Source organism: Nostoc sp. 'Lobaria pulmonaria (5183) cyanobiont' (assembly GCF_002949795.1).
In the GTDB taxonomy this organism is placed as follows: domain Bacteria; phylum Cyanobacteriota; class Cyanobacteriia; order Cyanobacteriales; family Nostocaceae; genus Nostoc.
This window is the reverse complement of the sequence record NZ_CP026692.1, coordinates 1,174,252-1,193,709: the sequence shown is the minus strand read 5'-3', so window position 1 is coordinate 1,193,709 and position 19,458 is coordinate 1,174,252. Positions and strand designations below refer to the sequence as shown.

Sequence of the window (19,458 nt, the reverse complement as noted above, 5' to 3'; positions counted from 1 at the left end):
CCTCTGCTTCTTGTGCCCTATGCCCAATTTAACGAGAACTCCCCTTCAATATCAGATTTGAGTCCCAAGTATAGAAGCCGATTTGATTAGGAACCCTAGCGAATCTACCTGTCCGATAGCCTCTAGATAGTTCATTCAGTACCTTATTTTTGATCTCTCTAATTTGCTGAGAATCTAGTTCTCCATAAATTCCGGCGATCACTTCAGCAACGCTGAAAACTTTACCTGGATTTTCTTCCAACAGAGAGGTGAGGGCATCAATTAAGAATTGACCCTCAAAGGCTTTGAGCATCGGTACTGTTTTTGTCGGGGGTACGAAAGGCTTCTTATTTTTGTTCTTGATACTCCTAGAAGCACCATTACGATTACTTGGGGCTACCAAACTTAAATCCAGAGTATAACAACCTGGCTCATCGGGAATAGTTACCCAGTAATTCCTTTCTCTGCCTTGGGTGAGGGAAGATTGCACCCTACCTTTAACTACTTTGAATAGATGGGAATCTAACTCTCCATAGAGCGATCGCACGATAAAATCGATATGACAGACAATGCCTATGTGCTCCTGCAATAGCTGTTTTATGGCTTCCATTCGCGAGATAGCGTGCTGATACTGAGGTAGCATCGGAATTTCCACTACCTTCATTGAACTATCGTTGTTCTCTGGGGCGATCTTTGGATCTGTTGATGTCGTTAGAGATTGACTCTCTTTTGTATCAACAGCAGCAGAAAAGGAATTATTTATCTCAACTCGATCTGAGTCTTTTGGTACTGACTCTAAAGACTCCACCAAGTTGATTTCCTCGATGTCATCAAGGGGTGATAAAAACCGCAGAGAACCTTCTGGAGAAAGATTTGAGGTTTCATCAGCGGTCGTTAATATTGATATCTGCTTGTTGGCATCAGAAAAAGACCAGTTAGACAACAATGCTTCTACGTGATCGAGCTGCGATCGCGCCTGCACAAAGAGGCGTTCATACTCTTCTGTAAGGCGAGCATAATAGTCTCGTAATTCCAACAGTGGTGAGAAAAAGGTTTCTGGAGGCGGTTCTAATTGTCCATTTTGAGTCATAGGGTTTTAATCAATTTAAATCGATATCACTTTTATAAGACATTGCTCTGGGTTTTGCTTTGTGAGATGCTGGCTGGGATTTCTTAGGCGGTTGGGGAGGGCGACATCTCTCACAATATAAAGGTCGAGGGCCGAAAGTCTCGCGCTTTGTCAGATCGTTACACTCTTTACAGACAAACTGGAAAACACGAGTATGAATCTGTCTTTTGTGCGCCCTGACAGTATATTCCCTAACATCAATGAATTTACTTGCCATAATCAGGAATTGTGAATTGCCGTCGGATCAATGTCTTATCAATATAGCTATTCAAGCAAATCAAACCGCATCAGTGTGTGTTTATGTAGAAGTTTTATTGAAATCAGTGAATCTGACGCCTAGCGTCAAGTGCAGATGAGCAAATTGAAAGTTAGCCATTGACTATATCTCTGAGCATATAATTGGTGATCAGCAAACACTACTATGATTCTTTAGGCGCAGCGATTTACATGGCCCTTATCAGAAAAGTTGGTAGGGAAAAGTGCAGAATTATTCACTTTCACTACTATTGACTGGCAAATCAAGCGAGCGCCAGTCTATCTAATTGCCCATCATAAAATTACCCCACTTTTAACCCCTCTTCCTCATGGTAGAGGGGTGATGCTTAACAAAGCCATTATTCCTATATAAAAAACAACCGTCTCCTTAAAAACAGGAGGCGGTGTGCGATCGCTAATCAAAGTATGATTCCAGTAAGTTTTGTTTTGTCCCTCTACGGCTGACTAGGAGTAGTAGATGGTGCAGCAGGTTGCGATTGACGTTGTTGGCGTAAACCGCGCAAAGAGTCCCGCAACTTGTTCTGGCTACTGTTGTTGTTATCTCTTCGCCGCCGTTGATTTGTGGTTGCTTGTGGCTTTGGAGATGAATCGGTAGCCGCTCGCTCACGCCGGATGCGGCGTAGAGACTCTGTTGCACTGCCTTGAGTACGAGTTGTCCGAGCTTCAGATGATGAGCTTGTAGCAGTACTTTCTCGTCTTTGAGGTTCCAACCGTCTACTCAATCCAGATATTGCTGGTCTTGTGGCTGTAGTTTCATTAGATGGGGGTGTCAACTCTCTGCGCCTACGTCTTGGATTTTCTGGTGTAGAGTTAGCAGCAGCTGCTGCCTGCTGGGTTTTCTGTTCTGCTTCTCTTTGTGCTTGCCGTTCTTGAACTTGGCGCGATCGCCGTGAACCTTTTATGGCAAATTCAGTGGCGATAGTTACTCCTTGTCTACCACCTTCTGAGGGTTTTAATTTCCAACTACGTGCTTGTCTGGCGTAATCTTCATCTAATTCGCGGTTTCCACTGGAGCTAGTAAGCCGCACGTTGGTGACATTACCTTCTTTATCAGTATCAACTTTTACTTCTGGTCTGCCTTCGACGCCTCGCCGTCTTGCTCCCTCTGGATACTTGATGTTGCATTCGCGGCAAGCTGCACGACCATTACCGTTACCTGAATTGTTAATTTGTGGAGGTGTTGGTGCAGTTGGTGCAGTTGCTACTGTCGGACGGTTTCCTACTCCATTGCCTATACCACTGCCAGAGCCAGAGCCAATTCCTGAACCTGTACCACTACCTGAGCCAGAACCAATTCCTGAACCTGTACCACTACCTGAGCCAGAACCAATTCCTGAGCCTCTACCACTGCCAATTCCTGAGCCAATTCCTGTACCTGTACCTGTACCTGAACCTGTACTTAAAGCAACGCCAGAGCCAGAACTACCAGAGTTATCCGTCAGGACTGAACTACCACCGCCGCCGCCACCGCCGCCACCACCGCTCTGAGGAGCAACAGTTTTCACAGGGACTTCTGGCTTGGGAGCAATTTCCCTATTTGTTGGTTGTGGGTTTTGAGTAGTTTGTTTTGGTTGTTGTTCAACTGGCTGAATTCGAGTAGTTTGTTTTAGTTGTTGTTCAACTGGCTGAATTTTTGGTCTTTCAATCAATTCTTGTACTGGTTTTTGTACTGGTGGAATTTCTCTAGGCTGTTTTTGAACAATTTCTGGTTCTTTTTTGGGTTCTTCTGTAATTTTTTCAAGTGGTTTTTCTGGCTCCGCAGTCGGAGTATCTATGATCGCCACCTCTATTGGTTCTTCTTCTCCAGTGGGCACTCTTGTCAAATAATTACCTATGCCTGAGGACAGTACGCCGATATGCAGCGCCAGTGAACCTATCAGACTGTAAGTCAGAAAAGACTTGAGAGCCTCAACTTCTTTGGAACGTTGCTCGACAGTAGTGCCGGAAAAGCTCATAGCTATTGCTACCTATTCTCACTAATTTAGTCATCTTAGAATGCATGGTTGTAAATATCAAGTAAAAAATTAAAATTATTTCGGGCAGTGTTATAAACAGGATACTTAATAATCAAAATAATCAAAATATCTTTGAAAAATACTGTTGATTATGACGATTTCTAGATAAAATTAATTTTTGTGTTCTGCGTCAATTAAATTAATTTATATAAAACAAAAAAAGATTAAATAAAAATAATGAGAATTAGGTTTGAAAAAATTACCATTATATTTTAAACTTTCTTGAGAAAAAGTTTCATTTTTACGCTTGATTCTGGTAGTCTAATTTTGTATTGTTGATGACGTTTAGAGGCACTACATGGGAATTCAGAATTTGTTTGAAGCAGGCGGTGTGGTCATGTTGCCCCTGCTGGCGTTTTCGGTGTTGGCAGGGGCACTAATGATTGAGCGGGCGAAGTTTTGGCTACAGATTGGTAAGCGTCAAAACCGGGTGGTGCGAGAGGTTTTAAATCTTTATCGACTTGATAATCTCGTTAGTGCTGTGGATAAGCTGCAAAAAAACGTAGATTTACCTATAGCACGCATTTTTCTGGCTGGACTACAGCTAGAAAGACCGACTCCAGAAAAATTTCGTTTGGCTTTGAAAAGCGAGGCGCAAGCAGAAATCCCTATGCTCAAGCGATTTCAACCTGTATTTGACACCATTATCGGTTTAGCACCTCTGTTGGGACTTCTCGGCACAATTTTAGGATTAATTCGCTCATTTGCTGGACTGAATGTTGGTGATGTCGGAGCTACTAAAACTGGTGCAGTCACTGCTGGTATTAGTGAAGCTTTAGTTGCTACCGCTTCAGGATTGATTGTGGCTATCTTTGTGCTTTTAGGAGCCAGCATCTTCCGGGGACTATACCAGCGGCAGATAACAATGATTCAAGAGTACGGCGGACAGCTAGAAATACTGTTCCTCGATCGCTATGACCAACTCAATCGCCACGAACAACAGGAGAAGTCTTATGGATCTAGATGATAATGAACCAGATTTAGCACCATTTATAAATGTAGTACCTCTGATTGATGTAATGTTTGCCCTTTTGACATTTTTTATTATGTCAACGTTGTTTTTAACAAGGTCGGAAGGGTTGCCAGTAAATCTACCGAAGGCAGCCACGGCGAAGGAACAGCAAATTCCCACTAAAGTTACCATCACGGTAGATGAAAAAGGTCAGGTAAGCCTAAACCGCGATCCAATAGCAGTTAATGATGTAGCAGCGCGAGTGCGGACTTTAGTTGGTTCTAACCCAGATGCATTGGTGATTATTAATGCTGATCAAAAAGTCTTGCACGGTGAGATAGTGGGGATAATGGATCAAGTACGTCAGGTGAAAGGAGCAAGGTTAGCGATCGCTACCCAAAGATAATAAGTATAAATACTGTTTATCTAAATACTTCAAGATGTTTTGACCTAGGCTAACATCTTTCCATCGATTAAAATTGCTTGCTTCAAATTCACCAACCATTTTAACAACACTAGCAGCCAGAATTAACGGAAACTCTATATTCTGGCTCTTAACTGCAAACTCCTTCTTGTCTAATGACTATTATTAGTGTGAATGAATTAAAAAGTGGTCGCTGTCAAACATTAGTAATCAGAAAGCAACTCCCGTCATGCTTGCAGTAGATGAAAAAGAACAGGTAAGCCTGAACCGTAAACCAATTGCAGTTGATGATTTAACAGCGCAAGTGCGGAATGTGGGTTGGTTCTAACCCAAAAGTGTTAGTGATTATTAATGCTGATGAAAAAGTTGATTATGGTAGAGTGGTGGCGGTGATGGATCGGGTACGTCAGGTTCCGGGGGCTAAATTAGCGATCGCACCCAAAAAGAATAAATAGATATATTGGGCATCAGAAGTTCAGAGAGTCAGGAAAATTCTATATTCTGACTCCTAACTCCTTCTAGTTTAATAGACATCTCCAGAAATTCATTATGCGTTGCCCAAAATTCTTGTTATACACAATTCATTAATTTTGCCTACCTGATTTTCACTAGATGTTTAATTATAACGGCAGTAACTTTTATTGGTCTAGGTTTTGGCAAGGTTAAGTTTAAGCTGAATGGTTCCATTCTAGTATCTACAATCACGACATAATCCAAACTGACTTGATAAATTGCTAATTACACGAACAAAATAAGGCATAGCAAATTTATACAGGCAGGTAGATTATCTGATGACTATTCCAGAGTCAATTAAAAAATTCATTACATGGATACAAGGTTTTGACCATCGTGTTTTACGAAATGAAGATGATGTAAAAGAAAAGTTAATTTTGCCAATGTTTCACTATCTCTGCTATCCAGAGATATGTCATCGTGAATACTCTTTGAAAACATATCAATCAGCAACCTACACCAAAAATGCAGAAATTGCTCAGATTTATTTTGCAACAGATGATTTAAAAAAACAAAATACAAATACATCACTGATTTTTGTGGAAGCGATAGAACCGCAAAAAACGAAGCTAAATGAGGCTATTGAGCAAGCTAAATTTTATAGTAATCATTTTAAAACACTATTTTTTATTGTCACTAATGGATATGAAATCAAAGTTTTTCAGCGTTTGCATTATAATCGAGAAAAATTAGTATTCGATCTAAATATAGATACCTTAAAAAATAACGATGTCGCCTCAAAGTTTTATAATAAACTCAATTTTGATTTAGTTAAAAATATCGATAAAAATACAGCCAGTATTTTGACATATACTAAATATAACTTAATAGAAAAATTAATCATACGCCATCCAGATTTACAGGATTTTTTAGAAAAATATGATTTTAAGCCTTCTATAACGCGAGAAGGCTACGACTTAGTTGTTGTGAAACCAAAAGTAGCGATCGCCTGTAATTTACCCAAAGCTTTTAGAGAAGGTAATTGTCAAATAGAATTCAGTAGTATTCTTTTTAAAGGTCTAAAAATTAACTTAAATCATCAAGATATTTTAGGTCAGTTAATGACTGGATTACACACTCAACCGAATTGGGGTTGTCGTCGTTTTTTAAAACAGATAGATAAAAATAATTTTACAGTAAATTTGGGTCAAATAACAGTCATTTTATCAAAGCTAGAAGCAACAGACTTATGTTTGTGTGTTGATGAAATTTGTCAAGAATATCAAAATTTAATAATTGAATTTGAGAATGCTCTAGAAACATGGGATTTTGAATTCGTAAAGTTCTCAGAAGTTCGCGGTTTTATCCTTTTTTCTGTAAGCCAAGAATTATGGGAATTAATGCAGCAGTTTGCGAAAGAATTTGATTATACTAAAGGCAAGTCAGAATGGCATCTATTTCATAGAGAAGATATATCCATTCGAGTCAGTCGAGGAATTCGCGATCATGCATTTATCTTACCTCAATTTGACAGGAATTTATCTTTGTTAGCTAGTAAAAAAGCTAACATAATTTACGAGTTAAATGATGTTAACTTACAATCTCTTAAAACAGCTAAATTTAGCTTATGGCAGCAAAATATTGGAGTACGAGGAACTTGGACAACTAGATATACTAAACAGTGGTTATTAGATAAATATATTCCCAAAGTTATTAATTACTACTCAGAAAAATCTCAACTATCTGAAGCTGAATTGTTAGCAAAAATAACAAATTGCCGAAGTGAACGTGCGCTGATTAAAGAAATTGATAATATCACAGATTTAGTTCCTTATCTTCACGACATACAATCTTGGCTACATATATATGTGGAAAATATTGTTGTTTCGTTATTGAAACCATATTACCGAGCCTATACAAATTTAGTGCGTAATACAGATTCTTCGATAACAGGCATAGACTATATTTTTGGAAATTTGCGGAGAGTTGAGTGGAAAAATACGCAAGAAGAAAATTATAGCAATTCCACAGATTGGAAAAACTTGACTTTTAAATATGCTATAGATTGCTTAGATTGGCAAGTAACAAGAATCAAGAATAGTGAATACGAGAATAGTTTCAACGCAGATATAATTACTCGGATATTTATTTGGATTATAGAAAATGGTAAAATATCTTTTTCACAAGCTCAGTTAAATGCTGCTAAACAGGCTTTAATACCACTTTGGGAACAAAGTCGCTTTGAAGTGCGCTATATTTATCCTAATCGATAAAGCTACATAATCTGCTGTAAATCTAACACAAACCCAGGTAGTACATTTTCTCCTGATAAACTAGCAGGATTGTCTAATACCTCTACATCTTTACCTGGACGATAAATTTCCACTCGGTTGTTTTTCCGGTCAATTAACCAGCCTAATTGAGTACCATTTTCGATATACTCCTGCATTTTCTCTTGCAATTCTTTCAAGGAATCAGTACGAGAACGCAACTCTACTACAAAATCAGGACAAATCGGGGCAAATTTTTCTTGTTGTTCTGGGGTTAAAGCATTCCATCGCTCAATTTTCACCCAAGAAACATCAGGAGAACGTTCTGCACCATTGGGTAGGGTGAAACCAGTTGAAGAGTCAAAAACTTCGCCTAAACTACTCTCAGAGTTCCAAATATCTAATTGAGTGGTAATTTTAACATTACGTCTGCCAGTGTCACTACCTGTAGGTGGCATAATTAATATTTCCCCTGATGCTGTGCGCTCAAATCTATAATTACTATTTTTCTGACACATTTGGAAAAATTGCTCATCAGTCAAGTCAATTTTTAATTTGAGTGTAGAAGGTAAAGTGGTTGTAACAGGGTTCATAAGCTATCCTGAGCATCTTACTTTCTAGTTTAGTTGTGTGTGTGGTGCGATCGCACCACACAACTTGGAAACTACTTTAAAACTCACCTTGCTGCATTATGGAGCATTAAAAATGCCTCGCTGACCAATGCCAGTATATGGAGCGCATAAGATGGCAAAACTGCGATGAAGGGGGATTTATCCAAGCAGTATGTTAGAAGGCGATCACCAGTTTTGGCTGTAGAATTAACATCAGCGCTATAAACATTCTGCATCCAATCAAAACCTGACTTTTTGGAGGAGCGATCGCAATCAAAACAACTTCTGGTTAAATATTACTAATGCTCTATAGCTTGATACTTTAGAGAGTAGAAAAATCTAGATGCTTTGGTTATCTCAATGGCTAGTGTTAGCAACTATATTTATTAGCTTAACTTTTAGCACACCTTTATTTGCCAGTCAGTCTATGAACCAACAAGATATCCAGATATTAATAGAAAAAGCTAAAGATGCATGGGTTGCTCAAGATGTCGATGCTCTTACACAATTGTTTACGGTTGATGGAGAACTAATCGTGCCTGGTCAATGCTGGCGTGGGCAAGAAAAAATTCGAGAAGAACTTACCCATTTTAAACAACAGTATTCAGATATCAAAATAGATATCCAGCGGATTATTATTGGAGAAAATCGGGCAGCAGTAGAGTGGTACTACGAAGATACGGAAAAGGCGACAGGTCGTCGTAATAAAGCTGATGACGTAATTGTTGTAGATTTCAAGAATGGTCAGATTAGTCGGTGGCGTGAATATTTTGACACACAAACACCAGTTAACAGATAGTTGCACTAATCGTAACACTTCAATCTCCTTAATTCATTTGAACTAAAGAGATTGAAGTGCTAAAATTAAGTTGTAATGTAAAAAACACGAGACGTTTATCACCTCAGACCGCTCTGATAAAGAATTTAACCTTCCCTTGGTGATAATAAAGTGGAGGAAGCGACAAAAACTCCACACCGTCAACGGTTTTTATTGTTTACACTGTTCAAACATCTGCGGTCGCTCTCCTTCGATGTTTGATAATGGGCCACAGCGGCATAACACCCATACAGTGTTGTTTGTTTTCATAAATATAGAATAGCTAACAGTTGGGTGGAAAACTCTCTCTCGCAAGTAGAAACACTACCTAGCCAAGAGATATAGCTATATTGTTTATACAAACTTGTCTAAAGTAAGATTTTAATTCTTTATAACTTTAGCTACTCATTTTACGTCGTTGGGACTGTGCTTGGTTAAACTGCTTTTGTTGTGGTGTTAATTGGTTGTAATCACTTGAAGATTGCATATCCCATTGTAATTCTGCTAGTAACAGTAAACTAACGGTCATAATTAGCCCCGTTGAGAGAAACTGCATAACACCGCAGTACGGTAAAACTAAGATTCCCAGCAAATGAATAAACCCCATCAGAATAAATGTGCGTGAACGCATTCCTACCCCCGTGCAAAGGTAGCCGATGGCACTTAATCCTAACCACAGTGGACACAAACGCATCAAGACCTCTCCCCATCCCAAAAAAATGCTTAGATCGGTCAAGATTAAACCTATTATGATTAAAATCGCCCAGCTATAAATAACCCAGCGTAGCTGTTCTACAGTTGCCCAAAACCAAGTTAAATTTACCATAGCGACTGCACCAAATAAGGTAAGCACTGACCACAAAATCGCTTGGCGACTCCAGCTAATGGGTAGAAACTGGGCGGTTACAAAAATTCCAGATGAAATTAGTCCCCAGAGAATAAATGCTTGATCGACGCAAGTATAAAACTTTGAAAAGAGGATGAAATTTCCAATTTGGTAGTTTAGACAGACTAGACCTTGAATATCTTGAAAATCTAGCTCTTGCTGTTTTTCACGCAGGAGCGGCTCCGAGGGATTGAAAAAAGTCATTGATAATCTATTACTCTTGGTAGATGAATAAATTATTACTCTATCAAAAGATATATTGTTATTTAAATATAAACAAGTAAAGAATAGTTGAAACGCTCTTAAGCGAGAAAGGTTCTAGAAGTCGATACTACTTCTTATAATTTTGTATATTAAAATACGTAAAGAAGTCCGTATTCGCTTGAAAACTATTTAATTGTCATACAGCAGATCGAACTGTTACTGTACTTATATCAAGCCCGGTTTTACAATTAAGCAACAAAAACCAGTGTGCAATTAATTGTATGCGAGAGAAACTATACAAACAGTAAAAGAGATTACGGTTAGAGGAGAGGTGACAGGTTACAGGGAATAATCTGTACCCTATTCCCTTCTTCAGTCCCTAGTTTAACGTAAACAACGAATCGCCTCTAATAGACCTCTAGCTTTATTCAGCGTCTCTTCATATTCTTTCTCTGGCTCAGAATCAGCTACCAAACCTGCACCGGCTTGTACGCTGACCGTATTATCATGCACTACCATTGTGCGAATTGCGATCGCAGTATTTAATTGCCCTTCAAAATCGTAATATCCATACACACCCGAATAAACACCCCGACGACTAGACTCTAACTCGTGGATAATTTCCATCGCCCTAATCTTGGGTGCGCCGCTTACCGTACCTGCTGGGAAGGAAGCTTTCAGTAAATCCCATGCTGTTTTACCAACTGCTAATTTCCCCACAACATTGCTAACAATGTGCATCACATGGGAGTAGCGTTCAACCACCATTAATTCATCAACTTTGACGCTACCACTTTGACAAACACGCCCCAAATCATTCCGCCCTAAATCCACAAGCATCACGTGTTCGGCAATTTCCTTGGGGTCTTGGAGTAAATCTTCAGCGAAGGCTGCATCTTCCTTAGTGGTTTTACCCCGTGGACGCGTCCCAGCAATTGGGCGTACCGTCGCTATTATTCCACCATCTGCATCGGTTTCGGCTTTCACCATCACTTCCGGACTGGAACCGATGATTTGCCAATCTTGGAAGTTAAAGTAGGCCATGTAAGGCGAAGGATTTATCTGACGTAGCGACCGATAAAGGGCAAAAGGGTCGCCTGTGTATGTTGTTGATAGTCGCTGGGAAATTACTACTTGAAAAATATCGCCTGCTTTAATATGGTCTTTGGCCTTTTGGACACTGGCACAAAAATCAGGGCGGGTAAAATTACTCTGATACTCCTCTGCGCCTCTGCTCCCCTGCTCCTCTGCTCCCCTACTCCCTGGCGGTTTCCATTCCAATCGAGTTTTTTGTGGCGATAGAGGTAGAGATAGCTTTTCGAGCATTTGAGTGACGAGATCGCCTGCTTGTTGATATGCTGCTTTTAAATCTACTTTCGGGTCGCGTAAATCAGCATAGGCGACCGCCCAAATTTTCCGCTTCACCTGGTCAAAAATCAACAGGTGGTCTACCTGCATCCACAACCCATCAGGTATATTTCGCTCATCTGGTGGATAAATTGGCACACGCGGCTCAATCCATTGAATCAATTCATAGCCCCAAAACCCAAATAAACCGCCAATTCCTGGCGGTAGCTTTGGTAATTTCACTGGGTGATAAGGTGCTAAACATTCGGCTAAAGCTGTAAAAGGGTCGCCTGTAAAAACCACCTGCGAACCATCGCGGTTTTTCTGAGTCGTGCGATCGCCCCTTGCTTCCAAAACCCACACCGGATCGCAGCCCACTAAACTATAGCGTCCCAGCTTTTCACCACCTTCTATCGATTCCAACAAAAAGCTATAGGGCTGACCCGCACAGACTTTATACCAAGCAGATACGGGCGTATCTAAGTCCGCTACCCATTCTTGATATACCGGAATGAAGTTGCCTTGTAGAGCTAGCTGAGAAAATTCGGAGAAATCGGGGAATACCATAAATTGCTTAGGGATGGGGCATTGGGCATTGGGCATGGGGCACAAGAAGCAAAGAGGCAGAGGGGATAGGGGGCAGAGGGGAAAGATTTGCTGTAACTTCCCCCCTGCTCCTCTGCTCCTCTGCTCCCAATCCCCAATCCTTAGTCCCTATACGTCGTGGGTAGCTTTACCACTAAACTTGAGTTGTGCTTGACTGGGGTTTTGCCCAATGCTGCGTGGGACATAACGCACTTTTTCACGACCTTCATTCACCTTTTCGGGGAAGACGCCATCGGCTGGGTGAAGTAAGGTAGTTTCTCCGTTGGGTAAAATCCGGTAAATTTTGTAATCTGTGATTTTGAGTTTACGGAGTTGCTGACCGCCCAAAAAGATGCCATATTCTTTACGAGCTATATGCAGCAGGTTTTCACCTTTCCGCATAATAGCAGCACCACCTGTAGGCAATTCAAATACTTGCTCTTTTGGGCTAGTCCAAGTGATAGCGTACTTTTCTTCAACTACTGCTTTGTTTAACAAACCACCAGTGCTGCCAGCAAATAGCGGGGTTTGTCCAGAGAGTGTTTCTGCCATAAAGATGATTCTCTCAACGTTTTTAGGGAATCCTAACACCGCAACCAGGATCATATTGCGATCGCGTCATAGACTGTAACAGTTTTTAGTCATTTGTCCTTTGTTCTTTGTCATTTGTTAAAAATTAATCCCCCATGCCCAATACCTATTTACTCTTGACTTTTGTCCGCTTTTCCTCTTGGCTACTCTGAACAATCGGGATGGTGAAGTGAAACTGACTACCTTGGTCTTTACCAGTTGACTCTGCCCAAATTTGCCCACCCCAGCCATTAACAATTTGACGGCAAATTGCTAAACCAAGCCCAGTCCCACCAGTGGTGCGGCGCAGCGCTCCCTCTTCTTGATAGAAGCGGTCAAAAACTATTTCTAAACGATTTGGTTCAATGCCGCGTCCAGTGTCAGCCACAGTCACCTCGACCATTTGACGGCTGTTGTAAATCGCTTTAATCGTGATTTCTCCTTGGGGTGGCGTAAATTTCAAAGCATTATCCATGAGTTTTGCCAGTACCTCGACTAGCCAATCACCGTCAGCTCTTACTAAAGGTAGATTTTCGGCAATTTGAGTCTTGATTTGGGGCGGCTTTTCCATTGAGGAACGCGTGCGATTTCGGCTGAGTGCTAAATCCACACATTCTTGTAAGGTGAGGGATTCTGGATGCCATTCCACCCGGCCGCTTTCCAAGTTGGAAAGTGTAAGGAAATCTTGTACCAGTTTTCGCATCCGTTCCGAGTCGGAAAGAGCGGTGTTGAGCATGATCTGCTGCAACTCTAAGGGCATATCCGGTTCGCTAGCGAGACTTTCCAGGCACACTTGAATTGTGGATAGGGGGGTACGCAGTTCGTGTCCGGTGATGGCTATGAGGTTGCTGCGGGTACGGTCTAGGGCTTCTAGCTGCTGGTTAAGTTCTTCTAGGTTAGCGTAAGCTTCCGCTTGGATGAGAGCTGCTCCTACTTGGGTAGCGATCGCTTCTATCAAATCCAATTCCCCAGGTTGGCACTCGTGCGGTGGCATCCGGCAGTAATGTAACTCCACAATTCCCAATAATCGCCCCTGATAGAACACTGGTTCCATCAGCCAAGAACGAATAGCAAACTTTTTGGCGATCGTGGAAAGTCCTGGCGATTTGGTAACGCGAGGGTCACTCAGCGTATCGCTTACACAAACACCTTCGCCTTGTTCTACGATGTCCCGAAATAAAGAATTTTTCTCTAACTCCCAGGTTTGCCCACAAACAGATAAAACACCGGGAGTCAAAAACTCGTGTTCAATTATCGCTTGGCTATCTGTGGCTTGAGCGCGGTAAATTAAACACCGACAAGCTTCTAGGTGTTGCCCTAATTCTTGTGCCGCCACTTCGAGAACTTCGTGAGGATCGAGCGATCGCCGAATGGCAGTACTAATTGAGTTGACTAATCGTTCTTTTCGTGCTTGGGCAGCAATAGAACGGTAAGCTTTGTGCAATTTGTATTGACTAGCTTGCAAATAAGTTACTAAGCGTTGCACAAAGGGATCTGTATCAATGTCACAGGCATATTCATTGTCCTGTTCGGCTCCAGAGTGGTTTCGCGGCTCCCCGATGCCAAACCTCTGACGTGCCTGTTGAATTTTATTTGTCAGTTCTGGTCTGTAAACCAAAATCCTATCTAACAGCAATTCGGCTGCTTTGAGGCTAACTCCCCTTTCCGATGTCCAAATTCCCTCAAATCTTCGGGCTGTGTCTATATCCAGATTAGGGCTTAGTTCCGGTAGTTGCTTGTTTTTGGCAAGAGAACCAAGGTTTTCTCGGCAAACCAGACAAGTAGCATAATTGTCAGCGATCACTACCAAATGCCACTCCTGACTTAAGCCATCTGTTGGCTCAAAAGCCACTTTTTCGTAGTCTTCCGAACTGTTGGTGAAATCCGTTTCTGGAGCAGATAATACGTATATTTGGTTACTTCGCAAGGCTAATCGCAGGTAGCGATGAGCTTCTTGGCGGTAGAATCGCTCTCGCTGGAAACTAGCAATTACAAGGGGTTGTGCTAAAGTCGCAGCCAAAACTTGATCTTCCATCGCGTGGGAGAGCGCCGTTAGTGAAGCCTTAAAATATAGCTGGGGCCGCAAGTAGGGTAGGGACTTTAGCAGATCACTCAGCACAGAAGTCGAAATGCTCATGAATTATTGTTAAACGCTCAACCTCGATCAGATCCACGTCACAGCTGCATTGTACAAATTCCCAGGGACTCTCAAGTTAAATAGACAGCTGCAATATGTAAAGAACGCTAAAAAGCGCTTTTCGCCAAAGCAGTCGCAACACTTTGTTACCAACTAAGGGGCGCGGGTATACTTGATTTGTTGATTGACAACCTATTACGCCCAATATACATTCTCGACAACTGATGCTTTTGCTTACACAGGTAAAATCTTTCAGGAATAAGTACTAAAACATTAATTATTGTATGGTTTTGACTACTGTGTTCGCTAATAACCACAGACAATCGATTTACAGTCTATGCATCGGCAAAAGAGCCTGTCGTAGACATTGCCTACTTTGCCGACGTTGATTTATGCTCGCTAAAGAAATTTTCTTACCCAAAAATCATGAATGTGATATTCACATAACTTAATCACTAATTATTGATTAAACTTAATCAATTAATTAATTAATTATCATAAATTAGTCTAATCAAATACCAAAGATATTTAAGACAAAATCGTATTCTAGTAAAAGAATAAATTTTCTCTATGTTCAACAAAAACCGTAAGCTTCACATTTTCACTGAGTATACTATATACCTTGTGTCTTTGAAAGTTCAACGGCTAATAAATTATCTCAAAACCCTCAGTTTTCAGTCTTGACCTCACACTTATAAAATATAAATTTATCGACAAAGGCAGTTATTGCTGAGGGGAGTCTGCCTCCTGCCTCCTTTGATAATATTTGCTTATACTTATATAGATATGAGCGCTGCTATTTTGTCAGCAATATGTCAGGATTATTTTGGCTCGAATAGCTCAAACGAGTTTTAAAGAGCGTCTTTTTTCGGAAGTTGTGAGGATGAACAAGAAGTAGAGAGGATGGGGCAAAAAGAAAACAGCATATTTACAGAGGTTTTCAGGTATTTAGACTAAGACTAAGACAAGGAGTAGGGAGTAGTGTAGTTCAATTACTTGAAAAGCGCTGTAAAAGCAGGGCAAGATTGCTGATCTGACTTTGCACTTTCTGTCTCTCTACGATACGCTGTCCTTTGTTTAAACTACGTGTCTCGACACAAATCTTTCTTTTTGCGACGCTCTGTCTCAAAGCAAAAGGGTATTTATTCTTTCCCTCTGCCTCTTGGGTAAGAGACTTCTACTCAAAAGACCACAAAAATATAGACCTGTACACGGAACTTTGTCTAATGACACCGGATACGCTAATCACCCCAGAAAAAATTTTTCTGGATGGAAAAACTTTTATTCCTGCCGAACAATTACCGATCCCTGAGTGGCCTTGTGTTGTGGTTGAAAGATCGCAACCGACACTAACGGTTAAAGATGATGATTTATTTTTTGTGACAGATACTATCGGGAATATTTCTGGCTGTTCCCTCAACGATGGCAATTCCAGTATGGGACTGTTTTGTTGTGATACGAGATTTCTCAATCGCTTGGAGTTACAAATTGAAGGGCGATCGCCTGTACTCCTCAGTAGTACTGCCGAAAAAGGGTTTTCACTCTCAGTTTTGTGTACCAACCCCAGAATTGAGGAACGCCTAAAAGCCGAGACTGTAGGAATTCGCCGAGAAATCGTGCTGAATGGAGCATTATTTGAAGAAATAGAAATATCTAACTACAGCACAACTACTGTCAATTTTGAACTAACCATCAGCTTTGATGCGGATTTTCTTGATTTATTTGAAGTCCGGGGCTATGACAGAGAAAAACGAGGTCGGCTTTTACGCCTAGTAGAACCGACGACTGAGGAAGGAACATCTTCTCACATCGATGGTGTTGCACCAGTACCTAAAGAGCCATCTGCCTATATAGAAGAATCCTTAACACTCGCCTATCAAGGTTTGGACGGCTCAGTGATGGAATCCCGGATTCTATTCCAGCATCGGCAACCAGACTATTTCAAAGGTTACACTGCGGTTTGGCAGCTAGAGTTGGCTTCTCACGAAACTCAAAAGCTGGGCTACCGAGTGAATATGTTGAGAAACAACCAGTCCAGTTCAACCGTGAGCGCCGCCACCACATTAGGACAGGCAAAAGCTGCTGAGTGGATGGAGGAGCAACACTGGGTACAACAAATTACCCGCATAAGCTCAGATAAGAGTACCTTCAATCGAGTGATTGAGCGGGCTGAACAAGATATGTATTTGTTGCGCCAGTCTTTTGGTAAGCATAAGACTGTTTCTGCGGGAGTACCTTGGTTTTCAACATTATTTGGGCGAGATTCGCTGATTACAGCTTCTCAAAGCCTGATGTTAAACTCGCAAATTGCCAAGGAAACTCTGATATTACTGGCGACATACCAAGGTAAAATTGACGACGAATGGCGCGAAGAAGAACCGGGTAAGATTTTGCACGAGTTACGTTTGGGAGAAATGGCTCGTTGTCAAGAAATTCCCCATACACCTTACTACGGTACAGTTGATGCCACTCCCTTGTGGCTGCTGCTTTATGCCGAACATTATGCTTGGACTAACGATCAAGAACTCCTAGAGCAACTTTGGCCCAATGCTCTAGCAGCAATGGAGTGGATCGATCGCAATACCAAAGAAACCAGCTACCTCAGCTACTTCCGTAGATCCAAACGCGGTCTTGTTAACCAAGGTTGGAAAGATTCCGGCGACTGTATCGTAGACCGCAAGGGAGAATTAGCCAACGGCCCAATTGCCCTGTGTGAGGTACAAGCTTACGTCTATGCTGCAAAAATGCGCCTATCAGAAATAGCTAGGATGAAGAAGCGGCTTGATTTGGCAGATCGTTGGCAAGAAGAGGCGAGAAATCTTAAGGTTCGTTTTAATCGGGATTTTTGGGTAGAAGATCAAGATTTCTGCGCTTTGGCTTTGGATGGAGATGGCAAGCCAGTAGACAGTATTACCTCAAATCCTGGTCATTGTCTACATTTGGGACTCTTCACAGACGAAAAAGCTCATAGTGTAGCAGAACGGTTGCGGGCACCAGATATGTTTAATGGTTGGGGTATTCGGACTTTGAGTAGTTTGTCACCCGCTTATAATCCGATGGGTTATCACATTGGTTCGGTTTGGCCTCATGATAACGCTCTGATTGCAATGGGATTGCGATCGCTCGGTCTTATCGATCAAGCCCTAGAAATATTCCAAGGTTTATTCGATATGACTCAGCAGCAGCCCTATCAACGTCCTCCAGAACTTTTCTGCGGCTACGAACGGAACGGTGATAATGCCCCTGTGCAGTATCCAGTTGCCTGCACTCCCCAAGCTTGGGCTACAGGTAGTATTTTTCAACTACTGCAAATGATGGTCAACTTAGTGCCTGACGCTCAAAATAACTGCTTGCGAATAATCGACCCGGCTTTGCCAGAATCGATTAATCGCCTATCATTTCATAATTTGCGAGTCGGCCCCACCATCCTCGATTTGGAATTCGAGCGTTCTGGGACTACAACTGCTTGTCGCGTTGCGAGAAAACGGGGCAATCTTCGAGTAGTTATTGAAGCTTAGAGAAATTAGGGAGTGGTGAATGGCTCACTCCCTATTTTATGATTAGTGCGATCGCGCAGTGCCATCCACTCCAACCAACGCAGTGTTAGCCTGCTTCATCGCCAGTGTATAGAGTTCTCAAGAGTTGTTCTGTAAGCTCGATCAATTCAGATACATAATTTTGCGTAATTTGTGTAGTTTTGAAGCCATGAGCAATAGAATTACGCAATGGGAGTGCATCCATTAGTAACTGATATTCAGATTTTGAAATTACACCTTCAGTTGCTAATTGCTTTATTAAGTAGAGTGGATCAAATCTTTGTAAACTTAGCTCTTCCTTTTGGGCAATAAGTCTCAAAGTTGCTTCTACTAAAGACCAGGAATATAGGATAGCTGATTCTGGATGTTGCGTTATAAGTTGCCTTGCTAGTTGCAACTGTGATTCTATTTCATGTTCTTGAAGAGAAGCCTCTGCTTTCAAGGAATACATTGTATCCTCTGGGTTGGTCATTACTAATTCAAATCTCCAACCAGGCTGTTTTTCTACCGCTTGAGCTAAATTACCTAAGTATTGATTAGAAGAAGAGTTCAGTGAAGAGCGTGACTTAACTTCAATAACTACATTTTCTTCTCCCCGACGTACTATCATGTCAGGGCGATAGTTATTAAGGAAGTCAGGCAATTCTTCTGGATTTGGATGAAAAAAAACTTCGTAACCCTTCTGGCGATACTCCTGTGCTAGTTTCAGTAATCGCTCTCTTTCTAAGTTTGCGGTTGAAGTTTCCATCAGGTAAGTACCTCCTGGTTAGAAGCATTAATTACGACAATATGTAAGAACTCATTGCCACGGGCAAAACCTTCAGCCAATGTCGAGGTCATGTTTTCTATTCTAAAGTTACCTGACAAATTCCTCTTTCTAACTAGGAGATCGCTTACTTGATTATCATCGACGTAGGCTAATCCTTTAATTGCATCTTGAATAGGCTTCACTATATTATCTATATCTATTTGAACAGAATCATAGAAATAGGTTATCTGGAGCATAACCAAACCACTAGCTGTTTTTTGTTCCGAAGACCAGTATTTTTCAGCCTCTTGTCGCACTGTCTTTTTCCAATCTTGAAGCCGATTGCCCTTACCGCGCTTACGAGCCTGTTGTGATACTGGTGGCCCATCTACTATGAACTCAAATCTGGTCAATGCACTTTTAAATAATAGATCAAAAGTTATTCTATACTAGTAACCTAAAACACAAGCAGATAATTCTCACTACTTAGTTGAATTTAGCTTTTCTCTTACTGCCATT

At 41.2% G+C, this 19,458-nt stretch carries 15 protein-coding genes and 1 pseudogene; 6 read left to right on the top strand and 10 right to left on the bottom strand.

The window, feature by feature from the left end; genetic code table 11:
• Positions 1–28: 28 nt before the first annotated feature.
• The 3 genes from NLP_RS05080 to NLP_RS05070 form a co-directional block, all read right to left on the bottom strand.
• Positions 29–1,069, bottom strand: a complete 1,041-nt coding sequence (locus NLP_RS05080; RefSeq protein ID WP_104905433.1) for a hypothetical protein — start codon at positions 1,067–1,069, stop codon at positions 29–31.
• Positions 1,070–1,079: 10 nt separating this feature from the next.
• Positions 1,080–1,325: a hypothetical protein gene (locus NLP_RS34650; protein ID WP_099099597.1), complete on the bottom strand. Its 246-nt coding sequence runs from the start codon at positions 1,323–1,325 to the stop codon at positions 1,080–1,082.
• Between the two features lie 493 nt (positions 1,326–1,818).
• Complete coding sequence (locus tag NLP_RS05070) at positions 1,819–3,339, bottom strand: energy transducer TonB (protein ID WP_104905432.1); 1,521 nt, start codon at positions 3,337–3,339, stop codon at positions 1,819–1,821.
• 358 nt (positions 3,340–3,697) lie between these two features.
• On the opposite strand from NLP_RS05070, the gene NLP_RS05065 reads away from it, so the two are divergent.
• From NLP_RS05065 to NLP_RS05050, 4 genes and pseudogenes are all read left to right on the top strand, one after another.
• Positions 3,698–4,366 carry a MotA/TolQ/ExbB proton channel family protein gene (locus tag NLP_RS05065; RefSeq protein ID WP_104905431.1) on the top strand — a complete coding sequence of 223 codons (669 nt, stop codon included), beginning with the start codon at positions 3,698–3,700 and terminating at the stop codon, positions 4,364–4,366.
• On the top strand, positions 4,353–4,757 hold the full coding sequence (locus tag NLP_RS05060; RefSeq protein ID WP_104905430.1) for an ExbD/TolR family protein: 405 nt from the start codon (positions 4,353–4,355) through the stop codon (positions 4,755–4,757). The genes NLP_RS05065 and NLP_RS05060 overlap by 14 nt, the downstream gene beginning before the upstream one ends.
• A 256-nt stretch (positions 4,758–5,013) precedes the next feature.
• Positions 5,014–5,230, top strand: a pseudogene (locus NLP_RS34645) (ExbD/TolR family protein); the annotation flags it as partial.
• 336 nt (positions 5,231–5,566) lie between these two features.
• Entirely contained in the window at positions 5,567–7,501 is a 1,935-nt protein-coding gene (locus NLP_RS05050; protein ID WP_104905429.1) for a type I restriction enzyme HsdR N-terminal domain-containing protein, read from the top strand.
• 2 nt (positions 7,502–7,503) lie between these two features.
• Here NLP_RS05050 and NLP_RS05045 read toward each other — a convergent pair whose 3' ends face one another.
• Entirely contained in the window at positions 7,504–8,091 is a 588-nt protein-coding gene (locus NLP_RS05045; protein ID WP_104905428.1) for a Uma2 family endonuclease, read from the bottom strand.
• A 361-nt stretch (positions 8,092–8,452) separates the two neighbouring features.
• Between NLP_RS05045 and NLP_RS05040 the strand changes: the two genes are divergently transcribed.
• Positions 8,453–8,908 carry a nuclear transport factor 2 family protein gene (locus tag NLP_RS05040; protein ID WP_104905427.1) on the top strand — a complete coding sequence of 152 codons (456 nt, stop codon included), beginning with the start codon at positions 8,453–8,455 and terminating at the stop codon, positions 8,906–8,908.
• Positions 8,909–9,323: 415 nt separating this feature from the next.
• On the opposite strand, the gene NLP_RS05035 is transcribed toward NLP_RS05040, so the two are convergent.
• From NLP_RS05035 to NLP_RS05020, 4 genes are all read right to left on the bottom strand, one after another.
• Positions 9,324–10,016 carry a hypothetical protein gene (locus tag NLP_RS05035; protein ID WP_104905426.1) on the bottom strand — a complete coding sequence of 231 codons (693 nt, stop codon included), beginning with the start codon at positions 10,014–10,016 and terminating at the stop codon, positions 9,324–9,326.
• A 384-nt stretch (positions 10,017–10,400) separates the two neighbouring features.
• Positions 10,401–11,930, bottom strand: coding sequence for an anthranilate synthase component I (gene trpE, locus NLP_RS05030; RefSeq protein ID WP_104905425.1), 1,530 nt, complete (start codon positions 11,928–11,930; stop codon positions 10,401–10,403).
• Between the two features lie 147 nt (positions 11,931–12,077).
• Complete coding sequence (locus NLP_RS05025; RefSeq protein ID WP_104905424.1) at positions 12,078–12,500, bottom strand: photosystem I reaction center subunit II PsaD; 423 nt, start codon at positions 12,498–12,500, stop codon at positions 12,078–12,080.
• 145 nt (positions 12,501–12,645) lie between these two features.
• Positions 12,646–14,655 (bottom strand): DICT sensory domain-containing protein, encoded by a 2,010-nt coding sequence (locus NLP_RS05020; RefSeq protein ID WP_104905423.1) that lies wholly within the window; start codon positions 14,653–14,655, stop codon positions 12,646–12,648.
• 1,226 nt (positions 14,656–15,881) lie between these two features.
• Here NLP_RS05020 and NLP_RS05015 point away from each other — a divergent pair.
• The gene (locus NLP_RS05015; RefSeq protein WP_104905422.1) at positions 15,882–18,173 is read left to right on the top strand and encodes an amylo-alpha-1,6-glucosidase; all 2,292 of its coding nucleotides are present in this window, start codon (positions 15,882–15,884) and stop codon (positions 18,171–18,173) included.
• Between the two features lie 85 nt (positions 18,174–18,258).
• On the opposite strand, the gene NLP_RS05010 is transcribed toward NLP_RS05015, so the two are convergent.
• Both NLP_RS05010 and NLP_RS05005 read right to left on the bottom strand, forming a co-directional pair.
• Complete coding sequence (locus NLP_RS05010) at positions 18,259–18,939, bottom strand: hypothetical protein (RefSeq protein WP_104905421.1); 681 nt, start codon at positions 18,937–18,939, stop codon at positions 18,259–18,261.
• Entirely contained in the window at positions 18,939–19,352 is a 414-nt protein-coding gene (locus NLP_RS05005; protein WP_104905420.1) for a RusA family crossover junction endodeoxyribonuclease, read from the bottom strand. The genes NLP_RS05010 and NLP_RS05005 overlap by 1 nt, the downstream gene beginning before the upstream one ends.
• Positions 19,353–19,458 lie beyond the last annotated feature (106 nt).

Bases quoted from the DNA above. Each gene is read 5' to 3' on its own strand.
- NLP_RS05080 (WP_104905433.1), bottom strand. From the start codon at position 1,069: ATGACTCAAAATGGACAATTAGAACCGCCTCCAGAAACCTTTTTCTCA.
- NLP_RS34650 (WP_099099597.1), bottom strand. From the start codon at position 1,325: ATGGCAAGTAAATTCATTGATGTTAGGGAATATACTGTCAGGGCGCAC.
- NLP_RS05070 (WP_104905432.1), bottom strand. From the start codon at position 3,339: ATGAGCTTTTCCGGCACTACTGTCGAGCAACGTTCCAAAGAAGTTGAG.
- NLP_RS05065 (WP_104905431.1), top strand. From the start codon at position 3,698: ATGGGAATTCAGAATTTGTTTGAAGCAGGCGGTGTGGTCATGTTGCCC.
- NLP_RS05060 (WP_104905430.1), top strand. From the start codon at position 4,353: ATGGATCTAGATGATAATGAACCAGATTTAGCACCATTTATAAATGTA.
- NLP_RS05050 (WP_104905429.1), top strand. From the start codon at position 5,567: ATGACTATTCCAGAGTCAATTAAAAAATTCATTACATGGATACAAGGT.
- NLP_RS05045 (WP_104905428.1), bottom strand. From the start codon at position 8,091: ATGAACCCTGTTACAACCACTTTACCTTCTACACTCAAATTAAAAATT.
- NLP_RS05040 (WP_104905427.1), top strand. From the start codon at position 8,453: ATGCTTTGGTTATCTCAATGGCTAGTGTTAGCAACTATATTTATTAGC.
- NLP_RS05035 (WP_104905426.1), bottom strand. From the start codon at position 10,016: ATGACTTTTTTCAATCCCTCGGAGCCGCTCCTGCGTGAAAAACAGCAA.
- trpE (WP_104905425.1), bottom strand. From the start codon at position 11,930: ATGGTATTCCCCGATTTCTCCGAATTTTCTCAGCTAGCTCTACAAGGC.
- NLP_RS05025 (WP_104905424.1), bottom strand. From the start codon at position 12,500: ATGGCAGAAACACTCTCTGGACAAACCCCGCTATTTGCTGGCAGCACT.
- NLP_RS05020 (WP_104905423.1), bottom strand. From the start codon at position 14,655: ATGAGCATTTCGACTTCTGTGCTGAGTGATCTGCTAAAGTCCCTACCC.
- NLP_RS05015 (WP_104905422.1), top strand. From the start codon at position 15,882: ATGACACCGGATACGCTAATCACCCCAGAAAAAATTTTTCTGGATGGA.
- NLP_RS05010 (WP_104905421.1), bottom strand. From the start codon at position 18,939: ATGGAAACTTCAACCGCAAACTTAGAAAGAGAGCGATTACTGAAACTA.